Source organism: Mycobacterium sp. TKK-01-0059 (genome assembly GCF_000709305.1).
Taxonomy (GTDB): Bacteria; Actinomycetota; Actinomycetes; order Mycobacteriales; family Mycobacteriaceae; genus Mycobacterium; species Mycobacterium intracellulare.
Map to the genome: position 1 here is coordinate 2,856,863 of NZ_KL446993.1, position 16,500 is coordinate 2,873,362.

General features: G+C 67.2%; 16 protein-coding genes, 1 tRNA gene and 1 pseudogene. 14 read left to right on the forward strand and 4 right to left on the reverse strand.

Going from position 1 to position 16,500, the window contains the following annotated elements; all coding sequences use genetic code 11:
- Positions 1 to 10 precede the first annotated feature (10 nt).
- A tRNA-Ala gene (locus K883_RS13890) sits at positions 11 to 83 on the forward strand.
- 122 nt (positions 84 to 205) lie between these two features.
- Here K883_RS13890 and K883_RS13895 read toward each other — a convergent pair.
- Positions 206 to 685 (reverse strand): MarR family winged helix-turn-helix transcriptional regulator, encoded by a 480-nt coding sequence (locus K883_RS13895; protein WP_020821730.1) that lies wholly within the window; start codon positions 683 to 685, stop codon positions 206 to 208.
- A 101-nt stretch (positions 686 to 786) separates the two neighbouring features.
- On the opposite strand from K883_RS13895, the gene K883_RS13900 reads away from it, so the two are divergent.
- Together K883_RS13900 and K883_RS13905 are read left to right on the forward strand one after the other, a co-directional pair.
- Positions 787 to 1,410, forward strand: coding sequence for an NADPH-dependent F420 reductase (locus K883_RS13900; RefSeq protein WP_020821731.1), 624 nt, complete (start codon positions 787 to 789; stop codon positions 1,408 to 1,410).
- An 85-nt stretch (positions 1,411 to 1,495) separates the two neighbouring features.
- A pseudogene (locus K883_RS13905) lies at positions 1,496 to 2,424 on the forward strand (TIGR03619 family F420-dependent LLM class oxidoreductase).
- 197 nt (positions 2,425 to 2,621) lie between these two features.
- On the opposite strand, the gene K883_RS13910 reads toward K883_RS13905, so the two are convergent.
- Entirely contained in the window at positions 2,622 to 3,320 is a 699-nt protein-coding gene (locus tag K883_RS13910; RefSeq protein ID WP_020821734.1) for a sterol desaturase family protein, read from the reverse strand.
- Positions 3,317 to 4,051: a FadR/GntR family transcriptional regulator gene (locus tag K883_RS13915; protein ID WP_020821735.1), complete on the reverse strand. Its 735-nt coding sequence runs from the start codon at positions 4,049 to 4,051 to the stop codon at positions 3,317 to 3,319. Before K883_RS13915 ends, K883_RS13910 begins: the two co-directional genes overlap by 4 nt.
- A gap of 186 nt (positions 4,052 to 4,237) precedes the next feature.
- Here K883_RS13915 and K883_RS13920 point away from each other — a divergent pair, with 186 nt between their 5' ends.
- The 10 genes from K883_RS13920 to K883_RS13965 all read left to right on the forward strand — a co-directional run bounded on the left by K883_RS13920 (position 4,238) and on the right by K883_RS13965 (position 14,585).
- Positions 4,238 to 5,536, forward strand: coding sequence for a cytochrome P450 (locus tag K883_RS13920; protein WP_081914368.1), 1,299 nt, complete (start codon positions 4,238 to 4,240; stop codon positions 5,534 to 5,536).
- Between the two features lie 159 nt (positions 5,537 to 5,695).
- On the forward strand, positions 5,696 to 6,160 hold the full coding sequence (locus tag K883_RS13925; RefSeq protein ID WP_020821737.1) for a hypothetical protein: 465 nt from the start codon (positions 5,696 to 5,698) through the stop codon (positions 6,158 to 6,160).
- A 474-nt stretch (positions 6,161 to 6,634) separates the two neighbouring features.
- Entirely contained in the window at positions 6,635 to 8,428 is a 1,794-nt protein-coding gene (locus K883_RS13930) for a CocE/NonD family hydrolase (protein ID WP_020821740.1), read from the forward strand.
- A gap of 89 nt (positions 8,429 to 8,517) precedes the next feature.
- Positions 8,518 to 9,651, forward strand: a complete 1,134-nt coding sequence (locus K883_RS13935) for a M42 family metallopeptidase (protein ID WP_036455508.1) — start codon at positions 8,518 to 8,520, stop codon at positions 9,649 to 9,651.
- Positions 9,652 to 9,797: 146 nt separating this feature from the next.
- Positions 9,798 to 10,814 (forward strand): GHMP family kinase ATP-binding protein, encoded by a 1,017-nt coding sequence (locus K883_RS13940; RefSeq protein ID WP_020821742.1) that lies wholly within the window; start codon positions 9,798 to 9,800, stop codon positions 10,812 to 10,814.
- Entirely contained in the window at positions 10,802 to 11,419 is a 618-nt protein-coding gene (locus K883_RS13945) for a D-sedoheptulose-7-phosphate isomerase (RefSeq protein WP_179945067.1), read from the forward strand. Before K883_RS13940 ends, K883_RS13945 begins: the two co-directional genes overlap by 13 nt.
- Before the next feature lie 8 nt (positions 11,420 to 11,427).
- A complete protein-coding gene (locus K883_RS13950) occupies positions 11,428 to 11,982 on the forward strand; it encodes an HAD-IIIA family hydrolase (RefSeq protein WP_020821744.1) in 555 nt (184 codons plus the stop codon).
- A 228-nt stretch (positions 11,983 to 12,210) separates the two neighbouring features.
- Positions 12,211 to 13,161 (forward strand): GNAT family N-acetyltransferase, encoded by a 951-nt coding sequence (locus K883_RS13955; RefSeq protein ID WP_086427176.1) that lies wholly within the window; start codon positions 12,211 to 12,213, stop codon positions 13,159 to 13,161.
- A gap of 56 nt (positions 13,162 to 13,217) precedes the next feature.
- Positions 13,218 to 13,907, forward strand: coding sequence for a DUF5642 family protein (locus K883_RS13960; RefSeq protein WP_020821746.1), 690 nt, complete (start codon positions 13,218 to 13,220; stop codon positions 13,905 to 13,907).
- 27 nt (positions 13,908 to 13,934) lie between these two features.
- A complete protein-coding gene (locus K883_RS13965; RefSeq protein ID WP_020821747.1) occupies positions 13,935 to 14,585 on the forward strand; it encodes a DUF5642 family protein in 651 nt (216 codons plus the stop codon).
- Between the two features lie 3 nt (positions 14,586 to 14,588).
- Here the strand turns inward: K883_RS13965 and K883_RS13970 are convergent, their stop codons facing one another.
- A complete protein-coding gene (locus tag K883_RS13970; RefSeq protein ID WP_009954975.1) occupies positions 14,589 to 15,185 on the reverse strand; it encodes an alpha-ketoglutarate-dependent dioxygenase AlkB in 597 nt (198 codons plus the stop codon).
- Between the two features lie 97 nt (positions 15,186 to 15,282).
- On the opposite strand from K883_RS13970, the gene arcA reads away from it, so the two are divergent.
- On the forward strand, positions 15,283 to 16,494 hold the full coding sequence (gene arcA, locus K883_RS13975) for an arginine deiminase (RefSeq protein WP_020821748.1): 1,212 nt from the start codon (positions 15,283 to 15,285) through the stop codon (positions 16,492 to 16,494).
- The last annotated feature ends 6 nt before the right edge of the window (positions 16,495 to 16,500 follow it).

A 16,500-nucleotide genomic window follows, 5' to 3' on the forward strand; every position in this document is an offset into this window, starting at 1 on the left:
CTAGCGGTCAGGGGCTATGGCGCAGTTGGTAGCGCGACTCGTTCGCATCGAGTAGGTCAGGGGTTCGATTCCCCTTAGCTCCACAAAGTTTGAGCACGTAACAGCGCATTTCCCGGTTATTTGCGTTCACCGAACGGTGTCCGGCGCACAGTGGGTACGCAGCGGATTCGATCGCGGCACCAAGTATGCGACGCCGCCGTCTCACCTACGAGGGCTCGTCGTCAGCTGGAGAGTCGTCTTTGGTCAGGTGGCGCAGGACTCGTTCGTTGAGGGCGGCGAGCATGTCGAGCTCAGCAGGGGTAAGCAGTTCGATGAAGTTCCGGCGGACGTCCTCCACGTGCCGGGGCGCCGCCTTCTCGATCGCGGTGCGGCCAGCCGGCAGCAGGCAGACCATGGTGCTCCGGGCGTCGTCGGGGTTGGGCTCACGACAGATCAGCCCGCCCTTCTCCATGCGTCGCACCTGGTGGGAGACACGGCTCTTTTCCCAGCCCAGTGTGTTGCACAGGTCGCGGGCGGGCATGCGGTCCCGGTCGTGCTCCGAGAGCACCGCCAAGATCTGGTAGTCGGCCCCCGACAGGCCCATTTCCTGCAGGCCCCGGTTCAGGTGCACGTCGAGTTGATGATGCGCGTGCTGGAACGCCCGCCAGGCGCGGTCTTCACGGGGGTTCAGCCAGTTCGCATCCATTAGCCGCTCATGCTACCCCGATTTGGTTGACGCGTCATCAAACCTGCTTAAGGTAGACACATCAACCTTTTCGCTCATCTATTCAAGACAGGACACACCGCATGAGCAGCATCAGCATCATCGGCACCGGGAACATGGCCCGCGCCATCGGCGAGCTGGCGGTAGCCGGTGGCAACACCGTCGAGGTCATCGGCCGCGATCAGTCCAAGGCAGCTGACCTGGCCAAGGCGCTCGGCCGCAACGCTACGACCGGCGAGTTCGGCGCCGTTCCGGCCGGGGACATCGTCATCGTGGCCCTCTTGTACGCCCATGTCGTTCCGGTCGTCGCCCAATACGGAGACGCCCTCGCTGGCAAGGTCATCGTCGACATCAGCAACCCCTTCAATGCCGCGGCCGACGGGCTGGCCATCCCCGATGGCACCTCGGTCGCGCAGCAAGTTGCCAAGGCTGCGCAGGCCAGCGCCGGCGTGGTGAAGGCGTTCAACACCATCTTCGGCGTTGTCCTGGGCCAGGGCCGGCCGCTCGACGTCTTCCTCGCCGGCGACGACGTGCGCGCCAAGGCGGACGTGGCGGCGTTCATTGAGAGCCTCGACCTGCGCCCGCTGGACGTCGGCGCGTTGCACATGGCGCACTGGCTGGAAGGAATGGGCCTGGTCGTGATGGGCCTCGCCCGCCACGGCGTGGGGAATTTCGACTTTGCCCTCGGCGCCACCGTTCCCGCCTGAGGCGCACCGCCCGGTCCAAGCCGTGAACGGACCGGGGCGCCGTGCGCCCCAAATAATGGTTGATGGATCACCGAAAGGAATCCCAATGAAGCTTGGTTTCGCACTACCCATCGTCGGCCCCGCCGTCAGCAGCGCCGTTGGCTTGAGTGCGTTCTGCCGCGGACTAGAGGACCTTGGCTACGACACGCTGTGGGTCGGCGATCGCCTGGTCACGCCGGTTGATATGCACAGCACCTACCCGGGCAAAGAGCAGCCGTACCCGCCGCAGATGACCCGGTACCTCGATCCGGTGCTGCTGTGGACCGTTGCCGCGACGGCGACCAGCCGGGTGCGGCTGAACTCCAGCACGCTCAGCACGTTCTACTACGAGCCGGTCACCTGGCCCGACTGCTGACCACGCTCGACGTGCTCAGCGACGGCCGCCTTGACGTCGGCGTGGGGGTCGGGTGGATGAAGGACGAACACGACATAGCCCGTGGCGCGGACTGGCACCGGCGCGGGCGGATGCTCGATGATCTGCTGGCGTTTCTGCACCAATGGTGGACGACCACCCCGGTGTCCTGGGAAAGCGAGTTCTTCTCGCTTCCGCCGGTCCATGCCGAACTGCGCCCGGTCCAGGCCGGCGGTCCACCCATCTGGATCGGCGGTGCCAGCGAGGCCGCGATGCGCCGGGTCGGCCGCAGCGGCACCGGCTGGCTCGGGGTCGAGGGGCTGCAGGACGAGGTCACCGACCACCTGTGGTCGATCGCGCGCCGCGCGGCCCAGGACGCCGGCCGCGATCCTGACGCGCTGAAAACGGCCATGCGGATCAACCTCGAACCGGGCACGTCCGTTGACTTCGTTGCCGACAAGCTCGAGCGCCTCGCCGAGTCAGGTGCCGACGAGGCGATCGTGGATGCCTTCGCAATGTTCCCCACCCTTGAGGAGTTGCTTGACTTCGCCGGTCAGGTAATCGCACGCAGCACGCGAAAACTTGACGACAAGGTAGCGGTATCACGCGTGATCAACCGGTAGCGCCCTTGCTCAGGTGAAGCCCACGAAAGACTGTGCAGCACATTGAAATTCAGACTACGTCCGACTGGGGCAAAATGGGCCCAGGTTCAATGCTGCCAGTCCGATGAAGACAGAAGTAGGTCAGACGGGCGCGTGCCGTCGTTTTGACGACCGTCCGGTACACAGTGGTTAATCAGTAGATTCAGCAATCGTTTTCGTTATCGAGGTACAAACCGTCCGGATGCCGCTGCGGTGGTCGAGCTCGCCCTCACACCGTGCAGATTCTTGGCTGTCGGGGAGGTCGGTACCGTCGACTGGTCCGGGTACGTGCCGAGCAGCCGGTCGGCGGTTCCGGTGGTGGTGACGGTGAACCAGTAGTGTTCGTTTTTGAAGTGATGCCGTCGATGGTTACGCCAAACCGACCGATACACACTGCTTTTGGGCTTGTAGTCGGTGTGGATAAGGTAATGCGTCCACTCGTAGGCCAGCCCGAGGGCGGTCAAGACGACCAGGTACGTCAGCCCGAGGCCGAGCCGAGGAAAGGCCACGAACGCTACGGCGACGGCCGTCGAGATCACCCAGGGCAACGTCTGCCACGGGATGAAGATGAGCTCGACTTTCCGCGGCTCGCAGTGATGTTCGCGATGTTTGCGCGCCAGCAACGGGTCCACGACGAAGCGACCGACACTGCGCGGCCGCCAGTGCAGGATGACGACGTGGATGATCCACTCGAAAACCGGGAAGGCCGCGATCATGAGCGCCGGCAGCACGACGTCGGTGAGCCGCCAGTCACCGACGACGATCCGGGCCGTCAGCGCCCCGGCGAACGTCAGTGCGAGGCCCCAGGGAGAAGGGTGGCGCCAAAACTCCCGGCCCGCCGCGGACAGGGTGAGGTTGCTGCGTACGGGTGTCCTCATTGCTCGTCATCCAAGCCGGATAGGGCGGTGATTAGGCCGCGGGTGGCCGGCTCGAGGAGTTCGGTCGCGGCACGTTTGGCCCCGACCGGATCGCCGGCGGTGATCGCCTGTGCCACTTGGCGGTACAGCTCCGGGCGATTGACCTCGGCGGCCATCACGGTGTCGAGCGCCGAGAGTGCGGGTTCGTAGGTGGCCCGCAGGGCATTGAACATCAGCCGGAACACGATGGAGTCCGCGGCGTCGACGACGTGGTCCCAGAACGTCAGCGCCGCGCGTTGACGTTCCGTCGGATCCTCTTCGGCGGCGAGCGCGTCCACGGCGGCCTCGAGCACGCCGGCCGCCTGCGGGCCGCCCCGTGCGGCGGCCAGTTCGGCGACTTTGGGACCGTTGTGCAGCCGGGTCTCCAGAATGCTGCGCACGACCGCCACGTCCAGCTCGTCGCCACGATCCCCACCGCGAAGCAGCAACCGGGGCAACAGGTCCAGGCCCGCGTGACGCTTGTAGTCCCGCACGGTGGTGGCGTCACCCTGCCGAACCTCGACCAGGCCGGCAGCGGTGAGGCGCTTGAGCGCCTCGCGAACCACCGGCCGGGACACCCCCAGTACCTCCGCGAGTCTTCGCTCACTGGGCAGCAGCTCCCCGGGCGCGAGTTCGCCACTGAGCACGTCGGACATGATCTGCTCGAAGACGTGGTCGGGTATCGACTGTCGGGTCACGGGGCGCAGGCCCATGCCCCCACCATGCCGGGTCATTGGCCAGACGTCAAGTGGTCAGACCAGTGCGGTATGCGTATTACGCGTTTCGAGGCGCTGCTCGCGCCGCGGAGGCATGCCGTCGGCGAGTCTCTGGTGGCCGGCAGCCTCAGCACATAAAGTTGCCCAAGCTACCTAGCACGCCGTCCCCATCGGGGGTGATCGATGGTTGCCGACACGCTGCCACCCGGTCCTCGAGCACCGGTGGCAGTACAAACCGCTGAATGGATCGCTCGTCCATGGGAGTTCATGGACCGCGCCGCCGCCCGATACGGCGACACGTTCACCATGAAGCTGGTCGGCCAGGGACCGATCGTGATGGTCTCGCATCCCGATGCGGTGCGGCAGATCTTCACCTCGCCTCCCGAATTGGTGCTCGCCGGGGAAGCAAACCGCATCCTGCAGCCCGTGGTGGGCCAGAACTCGGTGCTACTGCTCGACCGCGACGCACACAGAGAACAGCGTCGACTCCTCATGCCCGCGTTTCGCGGCAATCAGTTGCAGAGCTACATGAGCACGATGACCGCCATTGCCGAGGCCGAGATTGCCCGCTGGCCCCGCGGTGTGCCGGTGCGGCTGCATCCCCGGATGCAAGCGTTGACGCTCGAAGTCATCCTGCACCTGGTGTTCGGACTCGAGCGCGGGCAGAGCATGGACCGGTTGCGCCAGGCGCTACAGCGGACGCTCGTTCTCACAACCAACGGCGCGGCGCAATTTTTCCTCTTGCTCGTAGGGCCCCAGAAGATGAGGACTGCGCTCACTCACAAGTTGCTGGCCGACGTAGATCGCCTGCTTTACGAAGAGATCGCCACGCGCCGTCGGCAAGCCGACCTCGATACCCGCACCGACGTCCTCTCGATGCTGTTGAAGGCCAGGCACGAAGACGGTAATCCGATGAGCGATCAAGAGATTCGCGACGAACTCATCACGTTGCTATTGGCAGGCCACGAAACAACGGCATCGGGACTGGCGTGGGCGGTCGAGCGGATCATCCGTCACCCGGACGCGCATTCGCGCCTTATCGAAGAGGCGCACGCCGACGACGGCCAGAGGTACGTCGATGCCGTGGTGAAGGAGACACTCCGGATGCGGCCCGTGCTCGCCCTGGTGAGCAGACGGCTCACCGAACCCATGGAGGTCGACGGGTTTTCACTGCCCGCCGGCGTCAAGGTCGCGCCCTCGATCTATCTCATGCACCGCCGTCCCGACATCTACCCCGACCCGAAACAGTTTCGTCCCGAGCGGTTTCTCGACAACCGCGCGGGAACGTACACGTGGATTCCATTCGGAGGAGGCGTGCGCCGTTGTCTTGGAGCGACTTTCGCCGAATGCGAGATGCGGATTGTGCTCGGCGCGATGTTCACCACCATGCGGGTGCGCCCCGTCGACGCTAAATCCGAGCCGATACACCGCCGGTCGATCACCCAGGTGCCAGGTCGCGGAACCACCGTAGTGCTCGAATAAATCAGTCAAACGCATGTCCACGAAACCGCCACTCGGCACGCTTCGGCGTGTCGCGGTTTCGCCGCCAGCCGGGTCTGAGACCGTTGGACGTACTCGCGGTGGAAGCAAGGGGGCGGGGTGAGTCCGGCTCAGATTTTTTTCGTGTCAGCTCTCGTCGTCATGCTGGTAGTCGGGATCGTGACGATCAAGTTCTCCGGGAAGCTGTTCCGCCCTGAAGCGACCCTGGCGGTTGTGTTGACGGTGGTTACCGTGGCGGGCTGGATCTGGCGGATGCCACGGGGGTGGTTCACGATTTCGCAAATCGCTTGGCGCTACCGGCTGAAGACTTGTCAGGTCCGGGAGGTCGCGGACAAGCTTGGTATGAGGCCCTTCAACCGCGGTGCGCTGGTCCCTCCCGCACAGCGGAAGAAGATGCATCCCGAGCTGATGCGTTTGAAGAAGCGCAAGGCGGTGCGCGAGCCGAGCATAGCGAAAGGCACGGGATTGGTCTACGAATCCTCGCCCGCACAGTCTGGTTTCCTGGATGAGGCCGAGCGCATGCAGTTCTCCGGTGAGGAGCTGTTGCGACATCTGCATCCGAGCATCAACCATTTCGTGGCCGACGCCAAGGACGAGGCGGTCTGACGAAATCAGCTGAGCCCCCTCGGTTTTCAGCGACGCCGCTTCGGACGAAGCCAGAGGCCGCGGGACTGTTTATGGCAATGACAAGCTGGGCTCACGGGTGGAATCGACGATCTGTCAGCGCGAATCGTCGGTCGCCGCCTGCGAGCGCCTTGCGAAATCAGTGGCCGACCCGCATCGCGAGGCCGCCGAAACCGTTAGGCGTCGAACGCAATAGGCGGGGTCACTGGCCCCCTGCGTCCGAAGACCGGCGGGAGCGGCCGCGCCATCGTGACACCCCCTCAGTTCCGCTGAGGACGGTGCTCTAAATTCGCTGATGATTCGCGGCGATGGCGCCGCGGGGCCTCAGGGGGAGCTCTACCGATGGTGAGATCAAGGACGACTCTGCGATCCAGGCGCAAACCTGCGCGACGCGTCCGCAAGACCAGCCCATCGCCGTTCGCGCCGGAGTGGACACCGCCCCCGGCGACCTACGGCGTGGGCGTGCGACACAACGTCGCCGTGCCGATGAGCGACGGCGTCGAACTGCGCGCCGACATCCACTACCCGACGGTGCCCGAGACGGGGCAGGCCGCCGAAGGCCAGTTTCCCGTCTTGCTGTCGATCACGCCCTACGGCAAGAAAGCCCCGCCGCCGGCCGCACAAATCGGCGGCGGCGCGGCGCCCTACCTCATCAAGCGCGGCTACATCGAGGTGATGGTCGACGTCCGCGGCACCGGTTCGTCGGGCGGTTCGTTCGAGATGTGCGGCGACCGGCAGACGCAGGACGGCGTGGAGTTGGTGCAGTGGGCGACCACGCTGCCCAACGCCAACGGCCGCGTCGGCATGGTGGGGCTGTCCTACCTGGCGATCAACCAACTTTTCACCGCGGCCGCCGTCGGCCCGGACTCGCCCCTGAAGGCGATCTTCCCGGTGATGGCGGCCCGCGATTTCTATCGCGACGCCGCCACCATGGGCGGCGTGCCGCACCTGCACGCGGTCCGCGGATACGGGTCGGTCTACACGCTGCTCAACGTGGTCAATCCGACGCTGGAGTGGCTCGCCCGCGGCGGTCACGAGCGGCCGCGCTCGGGCGGTCTCGCCGCGGTTCGCCAGCGCGGACGCGATCAGCGGCGCTACTTCCGGCCACTGATCGCCGAGGTTGTCGCCGGCGGCGAGACCGCCTATGACGGCCCGTTTTGGGACGCGATGAGTCCGGGGCTGGTCCTGTCCAAGATCGCCGCCAACGGCGTCGCGACCTTCCTCGTCGGCGGATGGCACGACGCGTTTCAGCGCGGGGCGCCCCTGAACTACGCCGCGCTGCAGAACGCGGCCGCCGGCCGGCCCGACGACGCACCGATGGAACCCGGCCAACCCGTCTCGGACCGGATCCGATTGATGATGGGCCCGTGGTATCACGTGTCGGACCACGGCGGGCTGCACCTTCAGGCGCTGCAGTTGCGCTGGTTCGAGCACTGGCTCAAAGACGATGCGCGCGCGGCGATTGCGGGGAAGCCGCTGACGTTCCAGGCGATCGGAAGCTCGAACTGGTATCGCGCCGACGACTATCCGCTCGCCGAGGCGACGCCCACTCGTTTTTACCTGTCCGACGCGGGCCGGCTGAGTTCGGATGCCTCGCCCCACACCACTGTTGCGCCGCTGACCTATGTCCCGCGCGGACCCCTGTCGGGCCGCAGCCTGGAGCAGTGGTCGCTGGGGCTGAGCAGCTTTCTGTTCTCCCAACGCGGCCGCACCATCCGCTACGACCAGGACAACCGGCGCCTGCAGCGCGGCGCGCTGTCCTACACCACCGAGCCATTCGGGCAGGCGAAGCTGGTGGCCGGACCGATCGCGCTGACCATCCACGCGACGGCCACCACCACCGAGACGGTGTGGGTCGCCCACCTTGATGCCGTCGCCCCCGACGGTGCCAGCCGTCCGCTGACCCAGGGCGCGCTACTCGGTTCGCACCGGAAGCTGGATCCCGACCGCACCTGGTACCTGCCCGACGGCACCGTTCTGCGCCCGCAGCACCTCAGCACCCGAGCGGCCGCGCAGCCCGTCGTGCCCGGCGAGCTCACCCGCTACGACATCGAAATCTTTCCGACGGCCGCGCTGATCGCCGCGGGCCACCGGCTGCGCCTGACGATCACCACCTATGACTTTCCGCATCTGGTGCCCAGCAAGCCGGCTCGCCGAGCCTTGGCCGGCGGGCGCTACCAACTGCATCAGGGCGGGCCGACGCCGTCGCACCTCCTTGTTTCGTTGGCAGACCCGGACGCCGTGAGCTGAACCAGGCATCGAAACCCCTGACGGCGTTGGCGTAGCCGCAGGACATCGCGGGTACTGGTCCTCTGAACCCGATGACGGAAGAGGATCCCATGGCGCACCCCGACCGCGATGCCACCGACCACCTGCTGCAAGAACTCCTGTGGACCTATGGGCCGTGCGGACAGGAGGACGAGGTCCGCGCCGTCATCGCCCGCGAACTGCAACCCCTCGTCGACGACATGTGGACCGACGACGCCGGAAACCTGATCGGCTACGTCGCCGCCAACGCGTCGGCCAATAACACCGGGGCGCCCGACCACCGCCAGCGCACACGGGCCATCCCCGGCACCGCGACCCGGGTGATGGCACACATGGACGAGCTGTCGATGATCGTCAAACGCGTGGAATCCGACGGCACGCTGCATTTGACGCAGCTGGGAACGATGTACCCGGGCGACTTCGGACTCGGCCCGGTCGCGGTGCTCGGCGACAACGAAACCCTCACCGCCGTACTGGCTCTCGGCTCCGAGCACACCACCCAGGAAAGCTCGCGGATCTGGGAGACCAAGCCCGACAAGGGCGACCGCGCACTGGACTGGCATCACGTGTACGTCTTCACCGGCCGCAGCACCGAGGAGCTGGCCGCGGCGGGCGTGCACGCCGGCACCCGGGTGTGCGTCGACCGCAGCAAGCGATCCGTGGTCGAGATCGGAGACTACGTCGGCGCCTACTTCCTCGACGACCGCGCCGCGGTGACCGCGCTGCTGAACGCCGCCCGCCTGTTGCGCGAGCGCGACCAACGCCCGGCCGACGACGTCTACCTGGTCTTCACCACCAACGAGGAGATCGGCGGGGTGGGGGGCACCTACGCCAGCGCGACCCTGCCCGGCCACCTCACGCTCGCCCTGGAAGTCGGCCCCACCGAAGTCGAATACAACACCACGGTCAGCGGCGGGCCGATCATCGGCTACAGCGACGCGTTGTGCATTTACGACAAGGAGGTCGCCGACCGGCTGCTGAAAATCGCCACCGACCAGGGGTTGTCCCCACAGCCGGCCGCGCTGGGCGCATTCGAATCCGACGCGTCGCACGCCAAGGCCACCGGGCAGACTGCGCGCGCCGGCCTGCTGTGCCTGCCCACGCTGAGCACCCACGGCTATGAGGTCATCCCGCGCCGCGCCATCGACGATATGGCCGCCATCATCGTCGATTTCGTGCTGCAGCCAAGCCAGCAGATCGCCTGAGCCGGGCTTAGAGCAGTCGGGCGAAAACCCGACAATCGTGCTGGTCAGCCTGTTAGTCTGGCGGCGCTTCCGGACGCAGAACGATGGGGTTGGCACGTGGCACGCGTGGTCTCGCAGCTGGGCGATCCGCTCGACAGAGAATCCCCATGACGCGTCCACGAATCCGCGCGCGAGCGCCGTTGCGGATCTCGTTCGCCGGCGGCGGCACCGACGTGCCCCCGTTCCCGACGACCGAAGGCGGCTGCGTCCTGTCGGCGACCATCGACCGCTACGCCCAGGGATCCCTTACCCCGCGCACCGACCGCCGGGTCAGCATCGAGTCGGTGGACTTCAAGACCACGCACGAGATGACGCTCGACAGCGAGATTCTCTACGACGGCAGCCTCGATCTGATCAAGGCCGCGGTGCGCCGGTTCGGCCGCGACGGCACGGACGGCTATGACCTGGTACTGCGCTCCAGCGCCCCGCCGGGATCGGGGCTGGGCTCATCGTCGACGATGATGGTCACGCTCACCGGCCTGCTCGCCGAGCACTACCGGGTGCCCATGGGCGAATACGAGACGGCCCAACTGGCGTGTGCCATCGAACGCGACGACCTGGGCATCGCGGGCGGCATGCAGGACATGTACGCCGCGACGTTCGGCGGCTTCAACTTCATCGAGTTCACCGACCGCGTGATCGTCAATCCGCTGCGAATCCGCGACGAGACCGCCTTCGAGCTCGAGCTCAGCCTGCTGCTGTGCTACACGGGCATCACCCGCGACTCGGCGCGGGTGATCGAGGACCAAACTCGCCGCGCCACAACAGGTTCGGATGACACGCTGGAGGGCCTGCGGGCCCAGAAGGACTTGGCGGTCGCGATGAAAGCGGCGTTGCTGACAGGCAAGCTGAACGACTTCGGTGCACTGCTGGGCGAGGCGTGGACCCAGAAGAAGCGCATGTCGCCCTACATCACCAACGAGCGTATCGACGACCTCTACGAGCTGGCCCTGAAGAACGGGGCGCTGGGCGGCAAGCTCACCGGGGCCGGCGGTGGGGGATACATCCTGTTGTTCTGTGACTTCGCCAAGAAGCACCGGCTCATCGAAGCGCTCGAGGGCGCGGAGGCCAACGTCACCGAATTCGCGTTCGAGAGCAAGGGATTGACGACATGGCTGGCATGACCAGCTCGGACGCGGTCTCGCCGAGCGTGAGGCTGGTTCAGCAGCGCTTGGCCGACACGATCGCGGTCAAGCAACAGATGCAGCAGGGCGATGTCGCCGCGCAGACCGTCGAGGTCGCGCGCGCGATCATCGACTCGCTGCGCGCCGGGGGGAAGGTGATCTTCTTCGGCAACGGGGGATCGGCGCAAGACGCCGGGCACCTGGCGGCAGAACTCATGGGGCGCTACGCCTTTGACCGTCCCGGTCTGGCGGCGATCAGCCTGCCCGACGCGACGGCCGCGATCACGGCGATCTCCAACGACTACTCCTACGACGAGGTGTTCGCCCGCCAGGTTCTCGCCACCGGGCGCCCCGGGGACGTGGTGATCGGGCTGACCACGTCGGGCAACTCTCCCAACGTCGTTCGCGCGCTCGAGGTCGCCGGCCAGGCGGGAATGACGACCGTCACGCTCACGGGCGCACTCGGCGGCAAGGTGGCCGATGTGGCGAAAATCTGCATCCGGGTTCCCAGCGAGGACACGGCCCGGGTTCAGGAGGCATGCCTGCACCTGGGCCATTCCATTTGCGAAATGGTCGAGGCGGCACTGTTTCCCGGGCCGTCCTGACGTCGACGATGGCGGTAGCCGATCTGCGCAATGTGCGCACCGTCTTTCTGGACCGAGACGGCACCATCAACGTCAAGGCGGCCGAGGGTGAGTACATCCGGTCACCCGGGGACCTGGTGCTGCTGCCGGGCGCCGCCGCGGCGCTGGCCGCCCTGAACGCCGCGGGGCTGCGGACCGTGCTGGTGACCAACCAGCGGTGGCTCTCCGAACCCGCTTCCGTTCCAATACATTTCACTGCCGTCCAGAACCGTCTGCAACAACTGCTCGCGGACGAAGGCGCCCGGATCGACGCCGCCTATCATTGCCCGCACGCGGCGAACAGTTGCGACTGCCGCAAACCCGGCACCGGCATGTTGTTGCGCGCCGCGGCCGAACACGGCATCGATCTGACCGCATCGGTGATGATCGGCGACAGCGACATCGACATGAGGGCGGGCCGGGCGGCGGGAGCGGCGACCATCCTGCTTTGCTCCGGCGGCGTGGCGTCCCCTGACGCCGACATCGTGGTGGACGACCTCGCCGCCGCGGTCGAGCTCATCCTGGCCGCCCGGGCCGCGCACTAGTTTCGGCTCATAAGACGCCGGCATCCTTGCCGCGGCCGCAACCTGCTCATAACCTGGGCAACATCCGACCGCGTCCAGGAGGCTCGGGCCTGGCGCACCAGACGACGGCAAGCAGGCGGGGCAGGTCATGGCACCATCGCGACGCGCACAGCGGTGTCGCGATGCTGCGGGCGGCGGTCGGTAGCGGTGGCCGGACTGACCGGCGCCCGGGTGGACGAGCTGGCGACGATGGACATCTTCAAGGGATGTCCCCCCGAAGACCTTGCGCCGTTGGCGGGCCGCCTGCAGCCCCTGCGCGCCACGGCCGGCGAGGTGCTGATGCGCCAGGGGGAGCAAGCCGTGTCGTTCCTGCTGATCTCCTCGGGTACCGCCGAGATCAAACACGTCGGTGACGACGGCGTGGTGATCGTCGAGCATGCGTCCCCCGGCATGATCGTCGGCGAGATCGCCCTGCTGCGCGACATTCCCCGGACCGCGACGGTCAGCGCCGCCGAACCGCTGACCGGATGGGTCGGTGACACCAGATCCTTCGCCAGCATGGTGCACATCCCGGGCATCACGCCGCGGCTGTTGCGCACCGCGCGCCAGCGGCTCGCCGCATTCATCACGCCGATCCCGATTCGCGTGCGCGACGGCACGCTCCTGTTGCTGCGCCCGGTGCTGCCCGGCGACAGCGAGCGCACCGTGCACGGACACATCTACTTCTCCGGCGACACGCTGTATCGGCGCTTCATGACCCCGCGTCTTCCCACGCCTGCGTTGATGCACTACCTGTCGGAGGTCGACTACGTCGACCACTTCGTGTGGGTGGTCACCGACGGCAGCGACCCGGTGGCCGACGCGCGGTTCGTCCGCGACGAAAACGACCCGACGGTCGCCGAGATCGCGTTCACCGTCGCCGACGCCTATCAGGGCCGGGGCATCGGCACCTATTTGATCAGCGCACTGTCCATCGCCGCCGATGTCGACGGTGTCGAAAGGTTTTCCGCGCGAATGCTTTCCGACAATGGGCCGATGCGCGCGATCATGGACCGCTACGGCGCCGTGTGGCAGCGTGAAGACATCGGTGTGATCACCACCGTGATCGACGTGCCGCACCCGCGTCACCTGCCGTTCGGCCCCGACGAGGCCGAGCAGATCAGGCGCGTGGCCCGGCAGGTGATCGAGGCGGTCGGCTGAGACCGGCGCTGGCGTGGGGGCGCCGCTACGGCGGCGTCCTGTGCTATCAACGCCTCATGCGGCCGTTCGGGATTGGCCCGGCGCTGACTACCGCGCTCACGCTGGCCGTCGCCGGGTGCGCTCATCAACCCGCGCCCAAACCGCCGGCGGTTCCGGCGAAATCGCCGCCGAGCAACACCGCCGCCGTCAACCCCGCCAACATCAAACGGATCATTCGCGACATGCCGCCCGGTTACGAGGTGAGCACCGCAATCCCCAGCGCCGCCTCGCCGAGGGTGATCTGGGGCCTGGGCGACGACCCACACTCCAAGCCCGCCAAATGCGGGACGCTCGCCGACCCCGGTAACGGGCGCGACCAATCGGCGCAGGGCGTGTCGGGCTCGGGGAGCGGTGGCATCGTCAACGCGGTGGTGGTGGCTTTGCCGGGACCGGTGGAATTCCCGGAGGACCTGCTCACCGCGTGTGCCCACTGGTCGGAGACCGCCGGGAACACCGTGGCACACGTCCACCTCACCGATGCGCCGCACGTCGATGGTGTCCAGACCATCGGCATGGTCGCCGACGTCAGGTCATCGGTCGAGTCGGGCACCGAAATAGATTCCCGCGTCTACACATTCACCGCGTATCTGGGCGACTTTTACGCGTTCACCACGCTGACCACCGATCCAGGTTCAGCGCTTCCGGTCCTGCCACCGCGATTCGCCGCGGATCTGCTCGCCAAAACGGTGTCCACGTTGCGCAGCTGAACGATCCGCTTGGGTAGATTGGCCACGATGTCCAAGATGTTGCTCGCGCTCGCGGCCGCCTGCGTCCTGGCCGGGTGCTCATCGGCCACTCCCGTGGCGAAGGTCGACATCAACAAGGTCGCCGACGTCAAGTCCAGCTTCGGACCCGATTTCAAGGTCAGCGACATCAGCGAACGGGGAATCGATCCCAAGCTGCTCGCCGGCCGAAAACTGCCCGATGGATTGACGTTCGACCCGGCGACCTGCGCGAAAGTGGCGGCCGGGCCGGACATGCCGGCGGACCTGCAGGGCAACATGTCCGCGGTCACCGCCGAGGGCCGCGGCAACCGGTTCGTGGTGATCGCGCTGGAGACCTCAAAAGCGTTGCCCCTCAACGATCCCGGGAAAGACTGCCAAAAGGTGACCTTCGCCGGCCCGCAGCTGCGCGGGGGCGTCCAGGTGGTCGAGGCGCCGCAGATCGACAGCACCCGCACGCTGGGCGTGCATCGCGTCATGCAGGCGCTGACCCCGGGCGGGCCACGCACCGGCGAGTTGTTCGACTATTCGGCCTCATTCGGCGACTACCAGGTGATCGTCATCGCCAACCCGCTGGTGATTCCCGATCAGCCCGTCGCGCCGGTCGACACCCAACGCGCGCGCGACCTGCTCGTCAAAGCGGTGGCGTCGGTGCGTGCCTAACCTTCAACGCACGCCGCGCGGCCGGAACTGGATGCTGACCCGAGGACCGACCGGTGCCGCCGTCTTGGGCACGGCGTGCTCCCACGTCCGCTGGCATGACCCGCCCATCACCAGCAGATCCCCGTGCGCCTGCGGCAGCCGCAGCGACGGGCCCCCGCCGCGGCGCCGCATCGCGAACGCGCGGGTGGCGCCCAGGCTGACGATCGCCACCATGGTGTCCTCGGAACTGCTCCGGCCGATCGTGTCGCCGTGCCAGGCCACGCTGTCGGAGCCGTCGCGGTAGCAGCACAGCCCCACCGTGGTGAACGGCTCACCGAGCTCGCCGGCGTAGATGTCGTTGAGCCGCCGCCGCAGCCGCGTCAGCATCGGGTGCGGCGGATCGTCGACCGTGAGGTCGTGGAAGCTGACCAGCCGAGGGACGTCGACCACCCGGTCGTACATCTGGCGGCGTTCCTCGCGCCACGGCACCGTCGACAACAAGGCGTCCAGCAGGTCGTCCGCGTCGGTCAGCCAGCCGGCGCGGATTTCGATGAACGCGCCGTCACCGAGCTGTCGGCGCTCGGTGTGCTGGAACAGGGAGCCTTGAACCGCAACCTCCACGCGACCCAGTTTATCGCACATCCGTTCGATGGCGGGTGGGCCGCGCGACGGGCGTGTGACGCGCCCGTCCGGCTCCCGCCGCCGCTACGGTTGAGTCGTGGGTGAGGTTGAGCTGGGCACCAAGTCCGAGGTCGGCGCGCTGCGCACGGTCATCGTGCACCGCCCGGGCGCCGAGTTGCTCCGCCTCAACCCGCGCAACGTCGACCAGCTGCTGTTCGACGGCCTCCCGTGGGTCGCTCGCGCGCAGGACGAGCACGACCAGTTCGCCGAGGTGCTGCGTTCCCGCGGGGTCGAAGTGCTGTTGCTGTCGGACCTGCTCACCGAGGCGCTGACGCACAGCGGGGCCGCGCGGATGCAGGGCGTGGCGGCCGCCGTGGACGCGCGGAGGCTCGGAGTGCCACTGGCGCAAGAGCTTTCGGCGTACCTGCGGGGACTGGAGCCCGCCCGGCTGGCGCAGGTCCTGATGGCGGGCATGACGTTCAACGAGTTGCCCGCGGACACCCGCACCGACGTGTCGTTGGTGCTGCGCATGCACCACGGCGGCGATTTCGTCATCGAACCGCTGCCCAACCTGGTGTTCACCCGGGACTCGTCGATCTGGATCGGCCCGCGGGTGGTGATCCCGACGCTGGCGCTGCGGGCCCGGGTCCGCGAGGCGTCGTTGACCGATCTCATCTACGCCCATCACCCGCGGTTCACCGGGGTGCGGCGCGCCTACGAGTCGCGTACCGCGCCCGTCGAGGGTGGTGACGTGCTGCTGCTCGCGCCCGGCGTGGTCGCGGTCGGCGTGGGGGAGCGCACCACCCCCGCCGGCGCGGAAGCGTTGGCCCGCAGCCTGTTTGACGACGATCTCGCGCAGACGGTGCTCGCGGTGCCGATTGCGCAGCGGCGCGCGCAGATGCATCTGGACACGGTGTGCACGATGGTCGACACGGACACGGTGGTGATGTACGCCAACATCGTCGACACGTTGTCGGCGTTCACCATCCAGCGCACCCCCGACGGGGTCGCCATCAGCGACGAGGTCCCCTTCCTGGAAGGCGCGGCCAAGGCGATGGAGATCGACAAGCTGCGGGTGATCGACACCGGGCTCGACCCCGTCATCGCCGAACGCGAGCAGTGGGACGACGGCAACAACACGCTGGCGCTGGCACCCGGCGTCGTCGTCGCCTATGAACGCAACGCGCAGACCAACATTCGCCTGCAGGAGGCCGGCATCGAAGTGCTGACCATCGCGGGATCCGAATTGGGCACCGGCCGCGGCGGCCCCCGCTGCATGTCGTGCCCCGTCAGCCGCGACGCGGTCTGAAGCGCA